The organism is Thioalkalivibrio sp. ALMg9, from assembly GCF_000380625.1.
Classification (GTDB): Bacteria; Pseudomonadota; Gammaproteobacteria; order Ectothiorhodospirales; family Ectothiorhodospiraceae; genus Thioalkalivibrio; species Thioalkalivibrio versutus.
This window is the reverse complement of sequence record NZ_AQYC01000004.1, coordinates 36507-55280: the sequence shown is the minus strand read 5'-3', so window position 1 is coordinate 55280 and position 18774 is coordinate 36507. Positions and strand designations below refer to the sequence as shown.

At 65.5% G+C, this 18774-nt stretch carries 21 protein-coding genes and 1 tRNA gene; 10 read left to right on the top strand and 12 right to left on the bottom strand.

Translation table 11 applies throughout. The features are described from left to right. Positions 1-4: 4 nt before the first annotated feature. From rpoZ to ispB, 4 genes are all read right to left on the bottom strand, one after another. The gene (rpoZ, locus tag F792_RS0100805; protein ID WP_018146305.1) at positions 5-280 is read right to left on the bottom strand and encodes a DNA-directed RNA polymerase subunit omega; all 276 of its coding nucleotides are present in this window, start codon (positions 278-280) and stop codon (positions 5-7) included. Between the two features lie 37 nt (positions 281-317). Continuing rightward, on the bottom strand, positions 318-968 hold the full coding sequence (gmk, locus tag F792_RS0100800) for a guanylate kinase (RefSeq protein ID WP_018146304.1): 651 nt from the start codon (positions 966-968) through the stop codon (positions 318-320). A 101-nt stretch (positions 969-1069) separates the two neighbouring features. Continuing rightward, positions 1070-1146 (bottom strand) — tRNA-Pro (locus tag F792_RS0100795). 107 nt (positions 1147-1253) lie between these two features. After that, positions 1254-2222, bottom strand: a complete 969-nt coding sequence (gene ispB / locus F792_RS0100790; protein WP_018167977.1) for an octaprenyl diphosphate synthase — start codon at positions 2220-2222, stop codon at positions 1254-1256. Between the two features lie 311 nt (positions 2223-2533). Here ispB and rplU point away from each other — a divergent pair, with 311 nt between their 5' ends. From rplU to proB, 4 genes are all read left to right on the top strand, one after another. Beyond that, positions 2534-2845 carry a 50S ribosomal protein L21 gene (gene rplU / locus F792_RS0100785; protein ID WP_018146302.1) on the top strand — a complete coding sequence of 104 codons (312 nt, stop codon included), beginning with the start codon at positions 2534-2536 and terminating at the stop codon, positions 2843-2845. A gap of 29 nt (positions 2846-2874) precedes the next feature. Beyond that, positions 2875-3135 carry a 50S ribosomal protein L27 gene (gene rpmA, locus F792_RS0100780; protein ID WP_017941884.1) on the top strand — a complete coding sequence of 87 codons (261 nt, stop codon included), beginning with the start codon at positions 2875-2877 and terminating at the stop codon, positions 3133-3135. Positions 3136-3213: 78 nt separating this feature from the next. Continuing rightward, on the top strand, positions 3214-4296 hold the full coding sequence (gene cgtA / locus F792_RS0100775; RefSeq protein ID WP_018167975.1) for an Obg family GTPase CgtA: 1083 nt from the start codon (positions 3214-3216) through the stop codon (positions 4294-4296). Next, entirely contained in the window at positions 4293-5426 is a 1134-nt protein-coding gene (proB, locus tag F792_RS0100770; protein WP_018167974.1) for a glutamate 5-kinase, read from the top strand. Before cgtA ends, proB begins: the two co-directional genes overlap by 4 nt. Before the next feature lie 361 nt (positions 5427-5787). Here proB and xseA read toward each other — a convergent pair whose 3' ends face one another. Beyond that, positions 5788-7197 carry an exodeoxyribonuclease VII large subunit gene (gene xseA / locus F792_RS0100765; RefSeq protein ID WP_018167973.1) on the bottom strand — a complete coding sequence of 470 codons (1410 nt, stop codon included), beginning with the start codon at positions 7195-7197 and terminating at the stop codon, positions 5788-5790. A 14-nt stretch (positions 7198-7211) separates the two neighbouring features. After that, complete coding sequence (locus F792_RS0100760; RefSeq protein ID WP_018167972.1) at positions 7212-7985, bottom strand: DUF4197 domain-containing protein; 774 nt, start codon at positions 7983-7985, stop codon at positions 7212-7214. A 190-nt stretch (positions 7986-8175) separates the two neighbouring features. On the opposite strand from F792_RS0100760, the gene guaB reads away from it, so the two are divergent. From guaB to F792_RS0100730, 6 genes are all read left to right on the top strand, one after another. Further along, on the top strand, positions 8176-9636 hold the full coding sequence (gene guaB, locus F792_RS0100755; RefSeq protein ID WP_018167971.1) for an IMP dehydrogenase: 1461 nt from the start codon (positions 8176-8178) through the stop codon (positions 9634-9636). Between the two features lie 71 nt (positions 9637-9707). After that, entirely contained in the window at positions 9708-11285 is a 1578-nt protein-coding gene (guaA, locus tag F792_RS0100750; RefSeq protein WP_018167970.1) for a glutamine-hydrolyzing GMP synthase, read from the top strand. 203 nt (positions 11286-11488) lie between these two features. Continuing rightward, positions 11489-12787 (top strand): ferric reductase-like transmembrane domain-containing protein, encoded by a 1299-nt coding sequence (locus tag F792_RS0100745; protein ID WP_018167969.1) that lies wholly within the window; start codon positions 11489-11491, stop codon positions 12785-12787. Then, positions 12784-13593: a cytochrome b5-like heme/steroid binding domain-containing protein gene (locus F792_RS0100740; protein WP_018167968.1), complete on the top strand. Its 810-nt coding sequence runs from the start codon at positions 12784-12786 to the stop codon at positions 13591-13593. The genes F792_RS0100745 and F792_RS0100740 overlap by 4 nt, the downstream gene beginning before the upstream one ends. 344 nt (positions 13594-13937) lie before the next feature. After that, a complete protein-coding gene (locus F792_RS0100735; protein ID WP_018146293.1) occupies positions 13938-14222 on the top strand; it encodes a YqjD family protein in 285 nt (94 codons plus the stop codon). 41 nt (positions 14223-14263) lie between these two features. Beyond that, the gene (locus tag F792_RS0100730; RefSeq protein WP_018146292.1) at positions 14264-14497 is read left to right on the top strand and encodes a hypothetical protein; all 234 of its coding nucleotides are present in this window, start codon (positions 14264-14266) and stop codon (positions 14495-14497) included. Between the two features lie 7 nt (positions 14498-14504). Here the strand turns inward: F792_RS0100730 and F792_RS0100725 are convergent, their stop codons facing one another. The 6 genes from F792_RS0100725 to F792_RS0100700 form a co-directional block, all read right to left on the bottom strand. Beyond that, entirely contained in the window at positions 14505-14954 is a 450-nt protein-coding gene (locus F792_RS0100725) for a hypothetical protein (RefSeq protein WP_018167967.1), read from the bottom strand. Then, the gene (locus F792_RS0100720; protein WP_018167966.1) at positions 14951-16132 is read right to left on the bottom strand and encodes an AI-2E family transporter; all 1182 of its coding nucleotides are present in this window, start codon (positions 16130-16132) and stop codon (positions 14951-14953) included. The genes F792_RS0100725 and F792_RS0100720 overlap by 4 nt, the downstream gene beginning before the upstream one ends. Positions 16133-16146: 14 nt before the next feature. Beyond that, a complete protein-coding gene (locus tag F792_RS0100715; RefSeq protein ID WP_018167965.1) occupies positions 16147-16380 on the bottom strand; it encodes a DUF3185 family protein in 234 nt (77 codons plus the stop codon). Between the two features lie 163 nt (positions 16381-16543). After that, positions 16544-16951 (bottom strand): PRC-barrel domain-containing protein, encoded by a 408-nt coding sequence (locus tag F792_RS0100710; protein WP_018167964.1) that lies wholly within the window; start codon positions 16949-16951, stop codon positions 16544-16546. Beyond that, a complete protein-coding gene (locus F792_RS0100705; RefSeq protein WP_018146287.1) occupies positions 16948-17127 on the bottom strand; it encodes a CsbD family protein in 180 nt (59 codons plus the stop codon). Before F792_RS0100705 ends, F792_RS0100710 begins: the two co-directional genes overlap by 4 nt. 296 nt (positions 17128-17423) lie before the next feature. Then, complete coding sequence (locus F792_RS0100700; protein WP_231362622.1) at positions 17424-18716, bottom strand: phosphatidylserine/phosphatidylglycerophosphate/cardiolipin synthase family protein; 1293 nt, start codon at positions 18714-18716, stop codon at positions 17424-17426. Positions 18717-18774: the final 58 nt, after the last annotated feature.

Below are 18774 nucleotides of genomic sequence, written 5' to 3'. Positions count from 1 at the left end.
TCTCCTAGCGCTCGTCGGCTTCCAGCTGTTCCAGATGACGGATGGTGCTGAAGTCCAGCATCTGGTTCTGGGGCCGTTCGTCGTGTTCGTCGAACACCTCGATACCGACCACGCCGGCGGCGATTTCGCGCAGGGCGATTACCGTGGGCTTGTCGTTGTCCTCGGGTACGCGGGCTTCCTTCCCGTGGGCAATGTGGCGGGCCCGGCGGGCAGCCATCAGCACCAGCTGGAAACGGTTTTCGACATTTTCGAGGCAGTCCTCGACGGTGACGCGTGCCATCGGATACTCCGGTCAGTAAATTCTTGAAACTTGCATGTTACGCCGACCCATGCGCGCCCGCCAACAGATTCCCGATCGTGGATGCGGATCGGATCTCCTGTTCCACGGTGCGCAGGCGGTTGGCGCGGAAGATACAGGCCAGATCGCGCACGGCCTGGTCGAAGTCGGCATTGACCACGGTGTAGTCGTACTCGCGGAAATGCGTGCAGTCGGATTCGGCATCCCGCAGACGGCGCTGGATCACGTCTTCCTCGTCCTGCCCGCGGCCGCGCAGGCGGCGTTCCAGCTCGTCGCGCGAGGGCGGCAGGATGAAGATGGAATGCGCATCCGGCACGGCGGCGCGCACCTGGCGCGCACCCTGCCAGTCGATCTCCAGGATCACGTCCACCCCGGCGTCCAGGCGTTCGTCGACACTGGCGAGCGCGGTGCCGTAGAAGTTGTCGAACACCTTGGCGTGTTCCAGCAGCTGGCCGTCCTCGATCATCCCGAGGAAGGTCTCGGCGCTGACGAAGTGGTAGTGCTGTCCGTCGACCTCGCTGGCGCGCGGCGTCCGTGTGGTATGCGAAACCGAGACCTCCACCGCCGTCACCGATTCAAGCAGGGCGGCGACCAGGCTGGTCTTGCCGGCACCCGAGGGCGCGGAAACGATATAGAGGGTGCCGCGAACGGCCGGGGTATTGGCGGTCATGGACGTGTCCGCAGGGCCTGAACGTGATCGGGATCTGGCCGCTTCCGGATGGGCCGCTTGAATCGGGCCACAGGCCGGAAGACCAGGGTCAAGAAGAAGGTTGGTCGGAGTGAAAGGATTCGAACCTTCGACCCCTGCCTCCCGAAGGCAGTGCTCTACCAAGCTGAGCTACACTCCGAACCGAGCCCGCTATTATGCCGAGCCTCCCGGGGCGTGTCCATGCCCCAGGCGCTGAAAATCCTATCGGTAACGGTCGACCCGCCATGCGGCGTGGGTCGCGCCGCGTCAGTGGTTGCGCCCGACGGCGAAACGGGCGAGATCGATCAGGGCCTGACGCTGGGGCGAATCGGGCAACGTGGAGATTGCCTCGATGGCGGCGTCGGTTTCGGCCTCGGCGCGAGAGCGGGTGTAGGCCAGGCCGTCGGTTCCGTGTACGGCCTGCAGCACGGCGTCGACCTGATCGCGGCCGCCTTCTTCGATCGCCCGGCGCACGACGGCCTGCTGCTCGGGGGAGCCCACGCGCAGCGCATGGATCAGCGGCAGCGTGGGCTTGCCCTCGGCGAGGTCGTCGCCCATGCGCTTGCCGGTCACCTCGTCATCGGAGGAGTAGTCCAGGACGTCGTCGATCAGCTGGAAGGCGGTGCCCAGGTGCATGCCGTAGCGGGCCAGCGCCTGCTCGTCGTGTTCCGGGCGTTCGCCCAGAATGGCGCCCAGCTGGCAGGCGGCCTCGAACAGCTTGGCGGTCTTCGACTGGATCACGTGCATGTAGCGCTGTTCGTCAACGTCGGCGTCGTGGCAGTTCATCAGCTGCATCACCTCGCCCTCGGCGATCACGTTGGTCGCGTGGGAGAGGATCTCCATGACCCGCATGGAGCCGACCTCGACCATCATCTCGAACGCGCGCGAGTAGAGGAAGTCACCGACCAGGACGGCGGCCTCGTTGCCGAAGATGTGGTTGGCGGTCTCGTTGCCGCGGCGCAGCTCCGAGGCATCCACGACGTCGTCGTGCAGCAGGGTCGCGGTATGGATGAACTCCACCACCGCCGCCAGTGTCACCGGGTCCTGGCCCTGCACATGGCAGGCCCGCGCTGACAGGGTGGCCAGCAGCGGCCGCAGGCGCTTGCCGCCCGAATGGATGATGTAGTGTCCGAGTTGGTTGATCAGCACCACCGGCGAGCTGAGGCGCTCACGGATGCACTGGTCGACGGCCTGCATGTCGTCGGCCGCCAGTTCTCGGATTGCTTCAATGGGCATGGGGGTAGGCAAGCAGGCTCATGTGAGGTGGTCGTGAGGGGCGAAGGCATGCTAGGGAAACGCTGCCTAATGTACAAGTTCGGGCGCGCGCCGGAGCGGTTTGCGGGCCGGATGGGCCAAGGGCCGTTGCCGCGCGCCCGGGATCGAAAAAACGGGGTGTCCAGCGTGTACCCGTCCATGAGCGTTCCCGCGGCCTGGCCGCTTCCCGGCATTGACCCGAGCGAGAAGCGCTGCTAGCATTTCCGCCCTTTCGCGAGACCAGCTCCCAGTCAGCTGGTCCACACAAGGTATCGCAACGGAGTCCCAGGGAAATGTACGCGATCATCGCAACAGGTGGTAAACAGTACCGCGTCGCCGAAGGCGACGTGATTCGCATCGAGAAGCTCGAGGCCGAGGCCGGTTCCGAGGTCGAGTTCGACCAGGTGCTGATGGTCGGTGCGGGTGACGATGTCCGCGTCGGGGCCCCGCTGGTGGACGGTGGCAAGGTCACCGCCAAGGTCGAAGACCATGGCCGCGCCAAGAAGATCCACATCATGAAATTCCGGCGGCGCAAGCACTCCCAGAAGCAGATGGGACACCGCCAGCATTACACCACCGTGCGCATCACCGGCATCGCCGGTTGATCGCCGCAGGCATTCAGGAGAGCTGAACCATGGCACATAAAAAGGCAGGCGGCAGTACCCGCAACGGGCGCGATTCCGAGAGCAAACGCCTGGGCGTGAAGCGCTTTGGCGGTCAGGTCGTGCGCGCCGGCAACATCCTCGTTCGTCAGCGCGGGACGCAGTATCATCCCGGCGAGGGCGTGGGTTGTGGCAAGGACCATACGCTGTTCGCCAAGGTTGACGGCCAGGTCGTCTTCAAGGTGGGTGGCCCGCACAACCGTCGTTTCGTGAGCATCCAGCCGCAGCAGTAAGCCGGCCGGACAGCGAAGCGTTCGCGAAAAGCCCCGTTCGACGGGGCTTTTTTTGTTCTGTACTTCGGGAAGCAAGCAATGAAGTTCATCGACGAGGCCACCATTACCGTAAAGGCCGGCGACGGCGGGAATGGCTGTGTCAGCTTCCGCCGCGAGAAATACATCCCCTTTGGCGGGCCCGACGGGGGTGACGGCGGAGATGGCGGCTCCGTATGGCTGGTGGGCGACGAAGGCCTTAACACCCTGGCCGATTTTCGCTACCAGCGCCGGTTTGATGCCGAGCGTGGCGAGAACGGCAAGGGGCGCAATCGTACGGGGTCTTCCGGCGAGGATCTGGAGATCGCAGTGCCGATCGGCACTCAGGTGCGCGATGCCGAGACCGACGAGATCCTGGGTGATGTGACCCACGAGGGGCAGCGTCTGCTGGTCGCTCAGGGTGGCTTCCACGGCCTCGGCAATACCCGGTACAAGTCCTCCACCAACCAGGCGCCCCGTCAGAGCAAGCCGGGCACCCCGGGCGACCTGCGCAAGCTGTCGCTGGAGCTGATGGTGCTGGCCGACGTCGGTTTGCTGGGCCTGCCGAATGCCGGCAAGTCCACGCTGCTGGCGCGGGCCTCGGCCGCGCGCCCGAAGATCGCCGACTACCCGTTCACCACCCTGATCCCGCAACTGGGCGTGGTGCGCATCGGGGTCAACCAGAGCTTCGTGATCGCCGACATCCCCGGGCTGATCGAGGGCGCGGCCGAGGGCGCGGGTCTGGGTACGCGTTTCCTCAAGCATCTGGCCCGCACCCGCTTGCTGCTGCACGTGGTGGACGTGTCCCCGCCGGACCCGGAGGCCGATCCGCTGGTGGACCTGCGCACCGCGATCACCGAACTGGAGCACCACAGCGACAAGCTGGCGGCCCTCCCGCGCTGGATTGTGCTGAACAAGAAGGAACTGCTGGATGCCGACGAACTCGCGGCCCTGGTCGAGCGCGTGCGTGCGGACCAGGGCGAGGCGCATCCGGTGTTTACCATCTCCGCGGTGACCGGCGAGGGCGTGGACGCCCTGCTGCAGGCGGTGATGCGCCATGTCGAGGAGGCCGCGCAGGCGGCGGCCGAGGCCGATCGGCGGGGTGCGATGGGGACGCCGGAGGACAAGCCGGAGGACCCCGCGTGACAGCGTCTGCCACACGGGCGCTCCCCGCCATTCGCCGGGTCGTCGTCAAGATTGGCAGCGCGCTGATCACCGCCGATGGTGCCGGGCTCGACCGCCCGGCGCTGGAGTCCTGGGCGCACCAGATCGCGGCGCTGCGCCGGCGCGGGCTGGAGGTGATCCTGGTCTCCAGCGGGGCGGTGGCCGAGGGCATGCGTCGGCTGGGCATGACCGAGCGCCCGCACCAGTTGCACCACGTGCAGGCCGCCGCCGCGGTCGGACAGATGGGCCTGGTTCAGGCCTACGAGCGCGAATTCGCCAGCCACGATCTGCATGCGGCGCAGGTCCTGCTGACCCACGACGACCTCGCCGACCGCTCGCGCTACCTGAATGCCCGCAGCACCATGCTGGCCCTGCTCGAGATGGGGACGATCCCGGTGGTCAACGAGAACGACACCGTGGCCTACGAGGAGATCCGGCTCGGCGACAACGACACCCTGGCCGCGCTGGTGGCTAACCTGGTGGTGGCCGACCTGCTGCTGATCCTGACCGACCAGGATGGCCTGTTCGACCGCGATCCGCGCAAGCATGCGGATGCCCGCTTGATCCAGGAGGGCCGGGCCTCGGATGCCGAGCTTCACCGCTATGTGGCAGCCGATTTCGGTCGCCTGGGCCGGGGTGGCATGGCAACCAAGCTGCTGGCTGCCGAACGCGCGGCCCGTTCCGGCACGCATACCGTGATTGCCTCCGGACGCGAGGCGCAGGTGATGGGGCGGGTGCTGAAGGGCGAAGCACTGGGCACCTGGCTAAAGCCGGACCGCGAACCGCTGGCGGCGCGCAAGCGCTGGCTGGCGGACCAGCTGCACTCGCGCGGTCAGCTGCAGCTGGACGCCGGGGCCGCACGCGTGCTGCGCGAATCGGGGAGCAGCCTGCTACCGGTAGGTGTGGTCAGCGTCGAGGGGGATTTTCGCCGCGGCGAGGTCGTGACCTGCGTGGATCCGGACGGGACCGCCGTGGCACGGGGGCTTACGAACTACGCGGCCAGCGAGATTCAGCGTATCCGCGGCCAGCGTGCCGATCGCATCGAGGCCGAGCTCGGCTACCTGCTCGAGCCGGAGCTGATCCATCGGGACAATCTCGTCCTGCTTTCCTGACCGCCACCGGATGCTGCTGTCCTGCGTGGGTCTGTGGAACCACAGCTGTGGGAGCGTGCTTGCACGCGAAGCCCCTGCCCGCGTCAGACTCTGGCAGGGGCTTCGCGTGCAAGCACGCTCCTACGGGATTTGGGGTGTGCTGACCAGGTATCCGGGTTCCCGGCGGTGGGGGCGGGCACGTTGGTGGGGGTGTGCGTGACGGAGGCCATCCCGGCTCTCCGCCGCGTTGCGGCCGGGATGGCCTTGCAGGTGCTGACCCCAGGCTACCCACTTCCTTCTTACCCCTTCGCGCGCTTCCCGTCTTCCTGTTACACGCGATTGTCTGTGTGCCGTCGGTGGTTAAAGGCCGGGAGACCGCGGCTCAGTTGTCGCCGTGTGTGGCGGTGACTTCCAGGTCCAGGCGCCCGCGCGCCAGACGTGCATGCACGCGTTCGCCGCTGGCGGTCTGATCCGCGGCGCGCAGGACTTCGCCCTCTGTGGTCTGCAGGATCGCGTAGCCGCGTTCCAGCACCGCCTCCGGGCCCAGTGAACGCAGCTGGCGCGCAGTGGCGTCCAGCTGCCGCTGGCGGGCGACGAGGGCCTGGTGGGTGGCCGTTTGCAGTTGGCGTTGCAGGCGGGCGAGGGCCTCGCGCCGCTGCAGGATGTCGTGGTCCGGGCGTACCCGTACCAGGCGCTGGCGCAGGTGATCCAGGCGCATGCGGGCGGATGCCAGGCGGGTGCCGGGCGAGGCGCCGGCCAGACGCAACCGGGCGTGTTGCAACCGCACCCGGGCGCGTTCCTCGAGGCGCGACCAGGCGCGCTGCAGGCGTTCGCGCTGGTCGTCCAGGCGTTGGGCATCGCGTTCCAGCATTTGCCGCGGGTGGCGGCGTTCCAGGCGCGTATGCAGGGCGGTCAGGGTCTGCTGGTGGCGCGCCACGCGCTGGCCTAGTAGCCCGCTCAGGCGTTCGCGGGCCCGCGCTAGCTGGTGGCGCAGGGTCGCGGCATCCGGGCTGACAGCCTCCGCCGCGGCGGTGGGCGTGGAGGCGCGCAGGTCGGCGACGAAATCGGCGATGGTGGTGTCGGTCTCGTGCCCCACGCCGCTGACCACCGGGATCGGGCAGGCGGCGATGGCGCGCGCGACGCTCTCCTCGTTAAAGGCCTGTAGATCTTCCAGGGAGCCGCCGCCGCGGGCGAGGATGAGTACGTCGACCCGGCCCTCGGCCGCAGCCTGTTCCAGGGCCGCGACAATCTGGCCGGCGGCCTGGGCACCCTGCACCGCGGTGGGGTAAAGCGTGACCGGTAGCAACAGCGGGAAGCGCCGCGCCAGGGTGCGCTCGATGTCGTGGCGCACATCGCCCTGGGTGGAGGTGATCACGCCCAGGCGGTGGGTCCAGGCGGGCAGTGGCTGCTTGCGCTCGGCGTCGAACAGCCCCTCGGCGGCGAGCTTTTCCTTCAGGCGCTGGAAGGCGGCCAGCAGGCGGCCCTCGCCGGCCGGTTGCAGGGCCTCGACGATCAGCTGGAACTGCCCGCGGGCGCCGTAGATCCCGGCACGCCCCTGGATCTGTACGGCGTCGCCGTCGGCAAAGCGGGCGGCCTGGCGGGAGCGCCCGCGGAACAGCACGCAGCTCACCGAGGCGTTCTCGTCCTTCAGCGAAAAGTACTGGTGCCCGGATGCGTATTGACGCAGGTTCGATACCTCGCCCTCCACGCGCACGAGGCCAAGCCCGTCACGCAGCAGGCCGTCGGCACACTGGTTGAGCTCGGTTACGGAAAAGACGGGGGCGTCGCTCATGAGGGGCTCGATGGTTACAGACGGGTGAAGACGCGCTGGAAGACATCGGTGCCGCGCCCGACGGGGTCGACCCGCAGGCGGGCCTCTTCTTCCGCGAGGGCGTGGAACAGGCCGTCCATGGTGTGGTCCAGCACATGCTCGGCCAGGTCCAGGCGGACGTTTGCCAGAAACGGGATGTCGCGCATCCGCGACTCCAGCTCGCGGTGGGTCGTCATGGCCTCCACGGCGTCCAGGCTGTGCTCGATCGCGGGACGCATGGCCTCAGTCAGGCGCGGTCGCATCTGTGTTTCCAGATGACGGGTGGCGGCGTCCTCGGGCCCCAGCAGGATGCCGCGGGCATCGTCGAGATCGAGCGCGAAGATCGCCCGGATGAAGGGTTCCCGGGCCTGCCATACCGCATCCTCGGCCGCGCGGTTCATGCGCTCCTCCAGGGTGTCCAGCGGCGCGGCCATGCCGAGCCGGCCCAGCGATCGCCGTGTGGTGGCGAGCACCTCGGGCAGGGGGATGCGCACGTCCGGGTTGCCGTAGAAGCCGTTGCGCCGGCTGAGGGTCTCGGAGGCGGCGTGGGTCGCGATGACCAGGGCCTCGTGCACCGCCTCGATCAGCTCGGCGGTCGACAACCCGGCGAATTCCGGTGGCCGGGTGATCAGCGAGCGGAACATGTCCTGACCGAAGCGCCACCAGTCGGCGCGAGCGCTGGACGCAGTGGCCAGGCCGAGGCCGGGGGCCAGCAACAGGGCCAGCGCGGTGCGTCGGGTGATGCGGGCCGTAGGCGCGCGCTCGGGCATGGGTCTCGCCTGGCAGGGGGCTCGGGATGGATTCGCATCCTATCAGGGTGCTGTCCGGGCGTCTGCGCACGGCCCTTGCATGTGTGTCTGTGCTTGTCCCGGAAGGGCCCGAATTCTATACTGAACGGCTATTTATCCGCCCCCGGGGTTTTCTCCCTTGCGTCCCGGCGGGCCTGGCCTGGAGTGGTGCATGCGGATACTCGGTGAAGCCCTTACCTTTGATGATGTACTGCTGATCCCGGGGCATTCGAATGTCGTTCCGCGTGATGTCGACCTGAGTACCCGGATTACCCGCGAGATCACGCTGTCCGCCCCGTTGGTGTCGGCCGCGATGGACACGGTCACCGAGGCCAATCTGGCGATCGCGATGGCCCAGGAGGGCGGGCTCGGGATCGTGCACAAGAACATGTCGGCGGAGGCCCAGGCCGCCGAGGTCCGGCAGGTCAAGAAATACGAAAGCGGTGTGATCAGCGAGCCGATCACCATCGGCCCGGATGCGAGCATCGGCGACGTGGTCGCGCTGACCGACGCCAATCACATCTCCGGCGTGCCGATCGTTTCCGGCAACGACCTGATGGGCATCGTGACCTCCCGCGATCTGCGCTTCGAGACCCGCATGAACGCCCCGGTCTCGGAGATCATGACCCCGCGCGAGCGCCTGGTTACCGTGCCCGAGGGGGCCGACCGCGAGCTGGTGCTGGAGCTGCTGCACAAGCACCGGATCGAAAAGGTGCTGGTCGTCAACGACGACTTCCAGCTGCGCGGGATGATCACGGTCAAGGACATCCAGAAGTCCACCGAGCACCCGCATGCCTCCAAGGACGAGCGGGGCCGTCTGCGCGTGGGTGCCGCGGTGGGTGTGGGTGAGGGCACCGATGAGCGCGTGGCCGCGCTGGTCGAGGCCGGGGTGGACGTGCTGGTGGTGGATACCGCGCACGGGCATTCCCAGGGCGTGCTGGATCGCGTCGCCTGGGTCAAGAAGCACTACCCGGACGTGCAGGTGATCGGTGGCAACATCGCCACCGCCGATGCGGCCAAGGCGCTGGTCGCGGCCGGGGCCGACGGCGTGAAGGTCGGAATCGGGCCGGGCTCGATCTGCACCACCCGCATCGTGGCCGGCGTGGGCGTGCCGCAGATCACGGCGATCTCCGATGTGTCCGAGGCGCTGAAGGGCACGGGTGTGCCGATGATCGCCGACGGGGGCGTGCGCTTTTCCGGGGACCTGGCCAAGGCGATCGCCGCGGGCGCCGATTGCGTGATGCTGGGCTCGATGTTCGCCGGGACCGAAGAGGCCCCGGGCGAGGTCGAGTTGTACCAGGGCCGCTCCTACAAGATCTATCGCGGCATGGGCTCTTTGGGCGCGATGCAGCAGGGCTCCTCGGATCGCTACTTCCAGGACCCGAACAGCTCGGCCGACAAGTTCGTGCCCGAGGGGATCGAGGGCCGGGTGCCGTACAAGGGCTCGATCGTCGCCATCATCTACCAGCTGATGGGCGGGCTGCGCTCGTCCATGGGCTATGTCGGCGCACACAACATCGAAGAGATGCGGACCAAGCCGCATTTCGTCCGCGTGACCGCCGCCGGCATGCGCGAGAGCCATGTGCACGACGTGGCGATCACCAAGGAAGCCCCCAACTACCGCATGGACTGACCCGGCCACGATGGCCGGGTATCCCTACCTGACATACTCCCGGCCCGCAGGCCGGGATACCGGATGACCTCATGACCCAGGATCTTCACGCCCACCGCATTCTGGTGCTGGACTTCGGTTCCCAGTACACCCAGCTGATCGCCCGCCGCGTGCGCGAGGCCAGGGTCTACTCCGAGGTGCATGCCTGGGACATGCCGGCGGCCGACATCCGGGCGTTCAATCCCACTGCGATCATCCTCTCCGGCGGCCCCGAGTCGGTGAATGTCGACCAGCCCCCGCGCGCCGAGGACGCGGTGTTCGAGCTGGGGGTTCCGGTACTGGGCATCTGCTACGGCATGCAGACCATGGCCGCGCAGTTGGGTGGTCGGGTCGAGCCGTCGGAGCGTCGCGAGTTTGGCTATGCCCAGGTGCGCGCCCGTGGCCATACGCCGCTGTTGCGTGACATCGAGGATCACACTACGCCGGAGGGCTATGGTCTGCTGGACGTGTGGATGTCGCACGGCGACCACGTGACCGAGCTGCCGGAAGGCTTCCGCTTGATGGCCTCCACCGATTCCGCACCCATCGCCGGCATGGCCGATCCGGATCGCGGCTTCTACGGCGTGCAGTTCCACCCCGAGGTGACCCACACCACCCAGGGCCAGCGCATCATCGAGCGCTTCCTGCACGATATCTGCGGCTGCGCGGCGTTGTGGACGGCCGACAACATCATCGACGACATGGCCGCGCGGGTGCGCGAGCAGGTCGGGGACGATCACGTGGTACTGGGCCTGTCCGGCGGGGTGGACTCCTCGGTGGTGGGCGCGCTGCTGCACAAGGCGATCGGCGACCAGCTGACCTGCGTGTTCGTGGATACCGGGCTGCTGCGCGAGGGCGAGGGTGACCAGGTCATGGCGACCTTCGCTCGCCACATGGGTGTGCAGGTGATCCGCGTGGATGCCGAGGAGCGCTTCATGAGCGCCCTGGCGGGTATCCAGGACCCGGAGGCCAAGCGCAAGATCATCGGCGGGCTGTTCATCGACGTGTTCGACGAACAGGCTGCAAAGCTCGACAACGTGCAGTGGCTGGCTCAGGGCACGATTTACCCGGACGTGATCGAGTCGGCCGACTCCAAGACCGGCAAGGCCCACGTGATCAAGTCGCACCACAATGTGGGCGGCCTGCCGGAGAACATGAAGCTGGGGCTGGTCGAGCCGCTGCGCGAGCTGTTCAAGGACGAGGTGCGCAAGATCGGTGTCGAGCTGGGCCTGCCCACCGAGATGGTCTATCGCCATCCGTTCCCCGGGCCGGGCCTGGGCGTGCGCATCCTCGGCGAGGTGAAGAAGGAATACGCCGACCTGCTGCGCCGCGCCGACGCGATCTTCATCGAGGAGCTGCGCAAGGCGGATCTCTACGACAAGACCTCGCAGGCCTTCGCGGTCTTCCTGCCGGTGAAGTCGGTGGGCGTGATGGGCGACGGCCGGCGCTACGACTACGTGGTGGCCCTGCGCGCGGTGGAGACCATCGACTTCATGACCGCGCGCTGGGCCCACCTGCCGTACGACTTCCTCGACCATGTCTCGCGGCGGATCATCAACGAGATCCCCGGCATCTCCCGCGTCACCTACGACATCTCCGGCAAGCCCCCCGCCACCATCGAGTGGGAGTGACTGGAAAGACCCGCAATGGCGGGTGCTGACCGGCGTCATAGCGGAGGCTTCAGGATCCTGCTTAGCCCACGGCCGGTAGCACGACTACCGGCCGTGGGGCTACGCCTTGCCTCGGAAGACACGGTGCACTAACGCGAGCGTGTACATTGATCGGCGGTTACCTAGACTGTGCCGAGGTGGACTTCCTGGAATAAACGGATCCCATGTTCAGACGCATCAGAGCGGGTGACTGGATTGTCGTGGTGTTGCTGCTGCTGCCGGTGCTGGTGGCGTGGCCGCGTTGGTGGCCGCCGCCGGGCGCCGGCGCGGCGGAGGTGCTCTCGGCGCTCGGTCACTTGGCCGGGGTGCTGGGTCTGAGCGCGCTGCTGGTCGGTGCAATGCTGAGTGTGCGCCTGCCGGGCCTGGATCGCTGGTTCGGCGGTTTGCCGCGCATCTGGACCCTGCACCGGATACTGGGTTTCGCGGCCTTCATCCTGATCATGCTGCACGTGGTGTGGCTGGCCTTCGGGGCGCTGCCCATTTCTCCGGCAGCGGCCGTCCGGGTGATCTTTCCGCCCCTTGAACACGGGGCGGTATGGATCGGTTGGGGCGCATTGGCGCTGATGCTGATCTTTCTCGCGCCCACCTTTCAGTTTTTCGGCAGGCCGCATTACCAGCGCTGGAAGCGCCTCCACCTGTTGTCGGTGCCCGCGTTCCTGCTGGCGTTCGCGCACGCGGTCATGCTCGTGGAGCATGCGCTGCTCTGGTGGGGGCTCGCGGCCCTGGCGGTCGGCGCAGTGCTCTGGCGCAAGGTGCTGTCGCCCCGGCTGGGGCGCCATGATTATACCGTCGAGGCTGTGACCGCCCTTGCGTCCAACGTGGTGGAGATCACCCTCGCGCCGCGGGGCCGGGCCATGTCGCATGCCGCGGGACAGTTCATGTACCTCACCCCGCACGACCCGGGCCTGGAAGCCGGCCGGGGGGAAGAGCACCCCTACACCCTCTCTTCGGCGCCAGGCGAGGACGTTGTCCGGGTGGGCATCAAGGCCCTGGGCGACGCCAGCCGGGCATTGCAGACGGTGACACCGGGAACCGCCGTGCAGATCGAGGGCCCCTACGGGCAGTTCTTCGAGCGATGCGAGCCGCAACGCCGGCAACTCTGGTTCGGTGGCGGCATCGGCATTACGCCCTTCGTGTCCGGCGCCCGGGCCCTCCAGCGGGAGCCCGGGGCCGGGCCGGAGGTCACCCTGATCTACCTGGCCAATCGACCGGACCGCGCCTATTACATGGACGAGCTTCGGGAGATCGCGCAGGGGCACCCGCATTTCGATGCACAGATCCATTATTTCCAGGATCGCGGCCCCGTGGACGAAGCGTTCATCCGCGCCCATTGCCCGGACCTGGTGGAACGGGAGATCTACATCTGCGGGCCGCCCGGCATGGTGCAGCACCTGAGGGGGCTGCTAAGCCGCGCCGGTGTACCCAGGGGCCGCATTCATACGGAGGCGTTTGATTTCCTATGACCGTGAACAAGATTGCCTACACCGCGTTCGTGGCCTTCTGCGCCGTGATCATCACCCTTTGGGCCGTCAGCGCGCTGGTCGCGGAGACCCGCGAGACCGACGACGATCAGCGCCTGTTTACAGAACAGGAGCTTGCGGCCCACGACAGTGCCGAGAGCTGCTGGAAGGCCATCGACGGCCAGGTGTACGACGTGACGGACTATATTCCGCGTCACCCCACCTCCGAGGACGTGATACTGGAGTGGTGCGGCCGTGATGCCACCGAAGGCTGGTACAACAAGACGCCCGGGCGTCCGCACAGCCCCAGGGCCGCCGCCATGCTGGAACAGTACCGGGTAGGGCAACTTGCCGATGCACCGGCACCCCAGGCACGGCCCGAGGCTTCAGCGCCCACGCGGGAACCCGCCACCCATCCGCCGGGCCGGGTGCTGCTCGGCCTGTCGCCCGGGACGTACCTGGACGGGCGCTATCGAGGCGTGTTTTCGGACCGGGGCGCGATGCAGGTCAATATCCAGTTCGATCTGCGGGACCATCATTTCCACAACGTCCGGTTCCGGTACCTGAGCTACCAGGGAGTGGATTATCTGGCGCTTGAGGAGGAAGAGGAACTTCATGCCGTGACGCGCCAGCACCGTCAGGCCATCGATTACCTCGAAGGCCGGCCGCTTTCGGCCCTATTCGATCTCTACGCGCCGGAGGAGGTGGTGGACGACATCGACGCCTTTACCGGCGCGACGCTGAGAGGCAACAAGCTGATCTCGGCCATCCGGGACGCGCTTAATCGCGGTGTCTATCAGTGGCCGTGATAGGGCCGGCATCCCCCCAGGGCAGGAGTGCGCGCCGCCGGCCATTTGTAGTGCTCCCGCCAGGCCCATGAACCACAGCGGGTAGCCCCCGTGAGCGACGTCCTGGGTCTTGCATGTCAGCCCGGTGTGCGGTCGGCAGTGTCCCCCGAGATTACCCACACCACCCGCGATCACGGTACATCCAGCGTAGTCAGGTGTGCCTGGTTCAAAGAAGCTGGTGGATTTGGCGCTTTTGTTCGCTACCGCGCAGACGGGCGGAGCCATTTCCGAGAAACTTTCCGTTGCTTGTCGGTGGACGCTGATCGGCATCCACCTTTATCCCACCACAGCAACGGGAAATAGCCATGAATACACCAGGCAGTAGCGAACACGCCACCACCGATCGCATCTCGGAGCGCGCTCACGAGACTGTAGACCAGGCCGCCAGGGGCGCCGGCAAGGCCGAAGAACGGATCCGCCATGGGGCGGCGAGCGCGGAGGAGAAAGCCAAGGAGGCCGGGGCGAAGGTCAAGGAGCACTCCGAAGAGGCCCTGCAATCGGTTAGTGGCTTCGTGCGGGAAAATCCTTTGCTTTCCCTGGGTCTCGCATTCGCGGCGGGGACCTTGGTGGCTGCTTTACGGCGCCGTTGATCGTGTTCCGTGGCCACCAGTTAAGGCAGGAGGCCGCGCATTTGCGCGGCCGAATTGATCACGGTGCCGGCCTTGTTCGCTGGCGGATCGACCGCTTGCTGCACCGGGCACGGGCCCTGGCCCGCCGGCCTGCTGTGCTGGCTATTGCCTTTGGGTGTGGCTTGTTGGCCGGTCGCCTGGATATGCCCGGCATCAAATATACCTATGGAATCCTGGCAGGCCAGATGAAAGCCTGGCGGATTGCCTCCAGTCTGATCGGCTCGCCGCTTCGCTGACCGCGACCTATTTCTCGGGGCGCTGCGGTTCTGCTTCCGGGGGTTGCTGCTCTGCAGCGTCAACGAGCGATCTCGCCTGGACGAGCAAGCTGTTAACGCTCGCCCGGCTTTCACGGAACGTGAGGTCGCGGGTGATGTGCCGGAGTCGCCAGAAGGCCAGCGCCGCCAGCACCAGATGTGCCAGCGTTACCGTCAGCAGCGCGCCCGTCAGGCTGAAGGCCTGCAGGCTGGCCAGGGCGACCACCAGACTCGCCCCGGCAAACAGCCAGCCGCCCACCAACAGAAGCGCAATCATCACGGTGAGCCCGATCATCATCAGCACCGTGTGTCCGAACAGCCGCGCCTCTACCGCAAGAAGGCGAGCGATGTCCGCCGCCAGGGTCTTCAGGATTTGCGTGATGTCCTGGCTGCGGTCGTGACCGCCATCCTCGTCCTGACTGGGATCTGTTTCCTTCATGGTCGTGCGTCCTCCCGGCTACTCAGCGCGTGTTTCAGGCTGGACTTGATTTCACCCCAGATGGCCACAAAGAACGCCGTCAAAGGAATCGCGAGTACCATCCCGATAATCCCGTTCAGGGCGGTGCCCCAGAAGAACAGGGAAATAATGACGAGTGCGGGGTGCAGGCCAGAGCGGTTGGACATGATCTTCGGCGTCAGCAACCAGCTTTCGATCAGTTGTACCACCGCGAACGCCAGTACGGTCAGCATCAATAACTCAATGCCGCCATCCGGCTGAAGGTAGGCCAGGGGCAGAATCACCAACAGTCCGATCAGGGTTCCCAGGAAGGGGACGATATTCAGCAGTCCCAGCACGAGCCCGGCAAGCACGCCGTACTGCAGGCCGATCAGCGTAAAGCTGAGCGCATACAGGGCACCCATGATCATGGCGATCAACAGTTGGCCCTGGAAGAAGGCGGTGATGTATCCCACGAAAACATCCATGAAATAGAGTATTTTCTGCTGAGTGCGCCCTTGGAATATGGATAACAGTTCCGATGCCTTTCCCCGCAGCGAGTCACCCGAGAGCAGCGCGAAGAAGAGAAACAGCGGAACGAAGCTGATACCCGCCAACATCCCCAAATAGGACATAACGGTCTTTCCGGTGACTTCCAGAGAAGACTCGGACTCCTCCCCATTGCCGGCTTCCAGGCGTTCCGAAATCATGGCGCTAATTTCTGGAAAGTAAAAAGAAAAATGATCCTCCCAGCGCGCCAGGGTCTCGGGCAAGGCGGTTAACAGCTGAACGATCTGGGCGGTCAGGGTGGGGACAAGAAAGAACAACAGGGCGCCGACCCCCAGAAAGAAGATCGCCATCAGCAGCATGATGGCCAGCCATCTGGGCAAGCGAAGCCGGGTCTCGAGAAAATTCACCACTGGATGGAGCACCAGCGCCAGGATGCCTGCGATCGAGAGCGACAGGAGGAGGTTGTAGAACGTGCTCAGTATCCAGCCTAGAGCCCACGCAACAACCGCAATCAGCGCGGCCAACGCCACCAGGGACAGCAAGACCGCCGTATAGCGGAACAAGCGAAGCTCGGCCGCGTTGAACAGTCGTTTACGCGGGCGTAACCCGGCCCGGTCCTGAGCAGCCCTCCTGCCCCCTTCATCGAGGGATTCCTCCGTGTCGTGGGGCATTGTCGGGGCCTGGCTCAGGTCCTTGACGATTTGCCGAAGAAGAACAACCCAACACCGGCCGCTGCGGAAGCCGCGCCCAAGACCAGAAACCAAATCGTGGAGTCCGTGAAACGGCCGGTAACGGCCTCGGTCACCTGGTCGCCGAGACTTTGGGAGGAGCGATACGCAAAGAACAGCAGGATCAGGCCCACAACAAGCAGAACAACTGCGAGGATCTTGTTCAGTGCCAGAGTTTCATTAGTCGCCATGGTTAATCGTCCTAATGGATGAGGGGTCGTTAATCCGTTATTCAATGATGGCGTTCGGGAAAAGTCGCGGTGCTGGAAACCGCGACCGTTAAGAGTGTCCACCATGCATGGGGCCGCCTACACGGTTAAGCCGGCCACAAGGTTCCACCGGTACCTCGCGCGATCACCCTGCAGCGTGATCCCTGGCGTAGTAGGAATCCACAGTTGAATGCCAGGTGGCGTCGGCCATGTTGGGCCATTCATCCTTGGGAAACCCTGGTGCGTTCTTCAACCACTCGGGATCGGCGTCAAGCAAAAATCGCTTGTGCTCCTTGTCGTGCTTCAAGGCCTTCCACGGGATCGCGAATAAACGGTCACCCATGCCTAGAAAACCGCCTGAGGCCAGGACCGCGTACCGTATTTCGCCCTCGCTGATGTCAAGCATCACGTCCAGGATCTTGCCGAGCTTCTCTTCCCGAAGGTTGCAGACCTCGTCACCGGTAATGGTGCTGGCGCTCACTAGCGTGGGTCCGACATGTGTGTCGTTGGAGGCTTCTTGGCCACTTTCCGCGCCGGGTGCAGAGCCGATCATTCGGTTTTCTTCTTGGCGTCGCTCTTGAGGTCCCCGTACTTGGCTTGAGCCTTGCCGGCATGCTTTTCGGCCTTACCCTTGACCTCGGTGCTCTTGTCGCCGGTAGCCTTGCCAGCAACTTCTTTTAGCTTCCCTTTGGCTTCTTTCCCATGACCTTTGGTTTGATCCTTGTTCATCAGATAATCTCCAGGCAGTGGTAGCGCTCGTTGTCGGCCTCTTCCACGCGGTCAGTAGAGGCAGCTTGAAGCTTCCAAACTAGGGCAAGCCCGGGGGTGGGTCTGTGCGCTGCCCAACATATACAGAAGCCCTGGAAGGCCTCGGGATCAAGAGCCCGCGTGCAGGGATGCTGGAGGCGCAGTGGGATCATGAGCGGTGGGAGGGGCGTGGCGCGCAGGGGGCCTGCGAGGGCTTCCGCACGAGCGAGGCGGGTTCCGATGGCGATGCCTGCACGCCGCGTGGAGGCATCGCCGGATCAGAGCTGGGACTTGATCGGTAGCAGGAGCTTCTCGGAGAACTTTTCCCGCAGCGGGCGGTTATTCCAGCGCCCAAGGGAATACGGCTCTGCGGCCAGCAGGTCTGTCTCGAAGACGTCCGTCATCTGCCTGGCGAATGCGCCGTTGTAGATGTTCAGACTTGCTTCGTCATTGAGCCGAAGCGATCGCATGTCGAAATTGGTCGATCCGACCGAGACAAACTCGGTATCGATGACCAGGAGCTTGGTATGCAGCATGGTGGGCTGATAGACGTGGATCTCGACCCCCGCGCGCAGCAGCTCGCCCCATTCGGCCTTGGAGGCGATTTTGACGGTAAGCGCGTCGATGTGTGGTCCGGGTAACAGGATGCGGACGCGGACGTCGCGACCGCGCGCAGCCACCAAGGCGTCGAGCAACAGCTTGTCGGGCACAAAATACGACGCGGCCAGGTCGATTGTCGCCTCGGCCGCTGCGATGGCAAGCAGGTACATTAGATGCATGCTCTCGCTGCCGCCGGAGGGCGAAGCGATAAACACGTGCGCGTCGATCTCGCCCTCCTCCTGCAGGGCCGGAAAGTAGCTCGGGCCGTTTCGCACCTCGCCGGTGCTTTTGATCCAGTTATCGTTGAAGGCTGCCTGCAACTGCGCCACTACGGGCCCTTCGACCCGAAAGTGCGTATCACGCCATTGCTCGGGGTCCCCTCCGTCGCCGGTCCATTGGTCCGCGATGCCCACCCCTCCGGTAAAGCCAATGCGACCGTCGACCACCAGAAGCTTGCGATGGGTGCGGTTGTTCATGCGTCCGAGGTTGTACCAGCGCAAAGGCCGATAGCGATGCAGCTGCACCCCGGCGGCCTGCATGGAATCCAGCAGCGACTGATCCATCTTGGCGCTACCGACCCAGTCGATGATGACGCTCACCTGCACGCCCGCGCGCGCACGCTCGGAAAGGGCTTGCGAGAACTCTGCTCCAATCTCGCCTGACCAGTAGATGAATGTCTCGAAGGTGATGGAGGTTTGTGCCGAGCGAATCGCCAGCAACATTGCCGGGAAAATCTCGTTGCCGTTTTGCAACGCGGTCACTTGATTGCCGCGCACGATGGCGGGGCCCAGCATCACGGACATCTCGCGCCGAAACTGCGGGTCGGAGACCGCGTAGCGATGTTCGATCTTGCGATCGACCACCTCCCCGGATGTGGAGAAGTTTTGCAACAGGACCAGCGTCAGGGTGGTGGCGAGCGCGGTGATGCCAATAACCCAGAACATCGATCGTCGGCTCCCAGCCAGTGACATCGCGGAGGTACTCCAATCGGGTGTAGCGGCCAGGCATTGCGAAGTGGCTCCCTGGCTG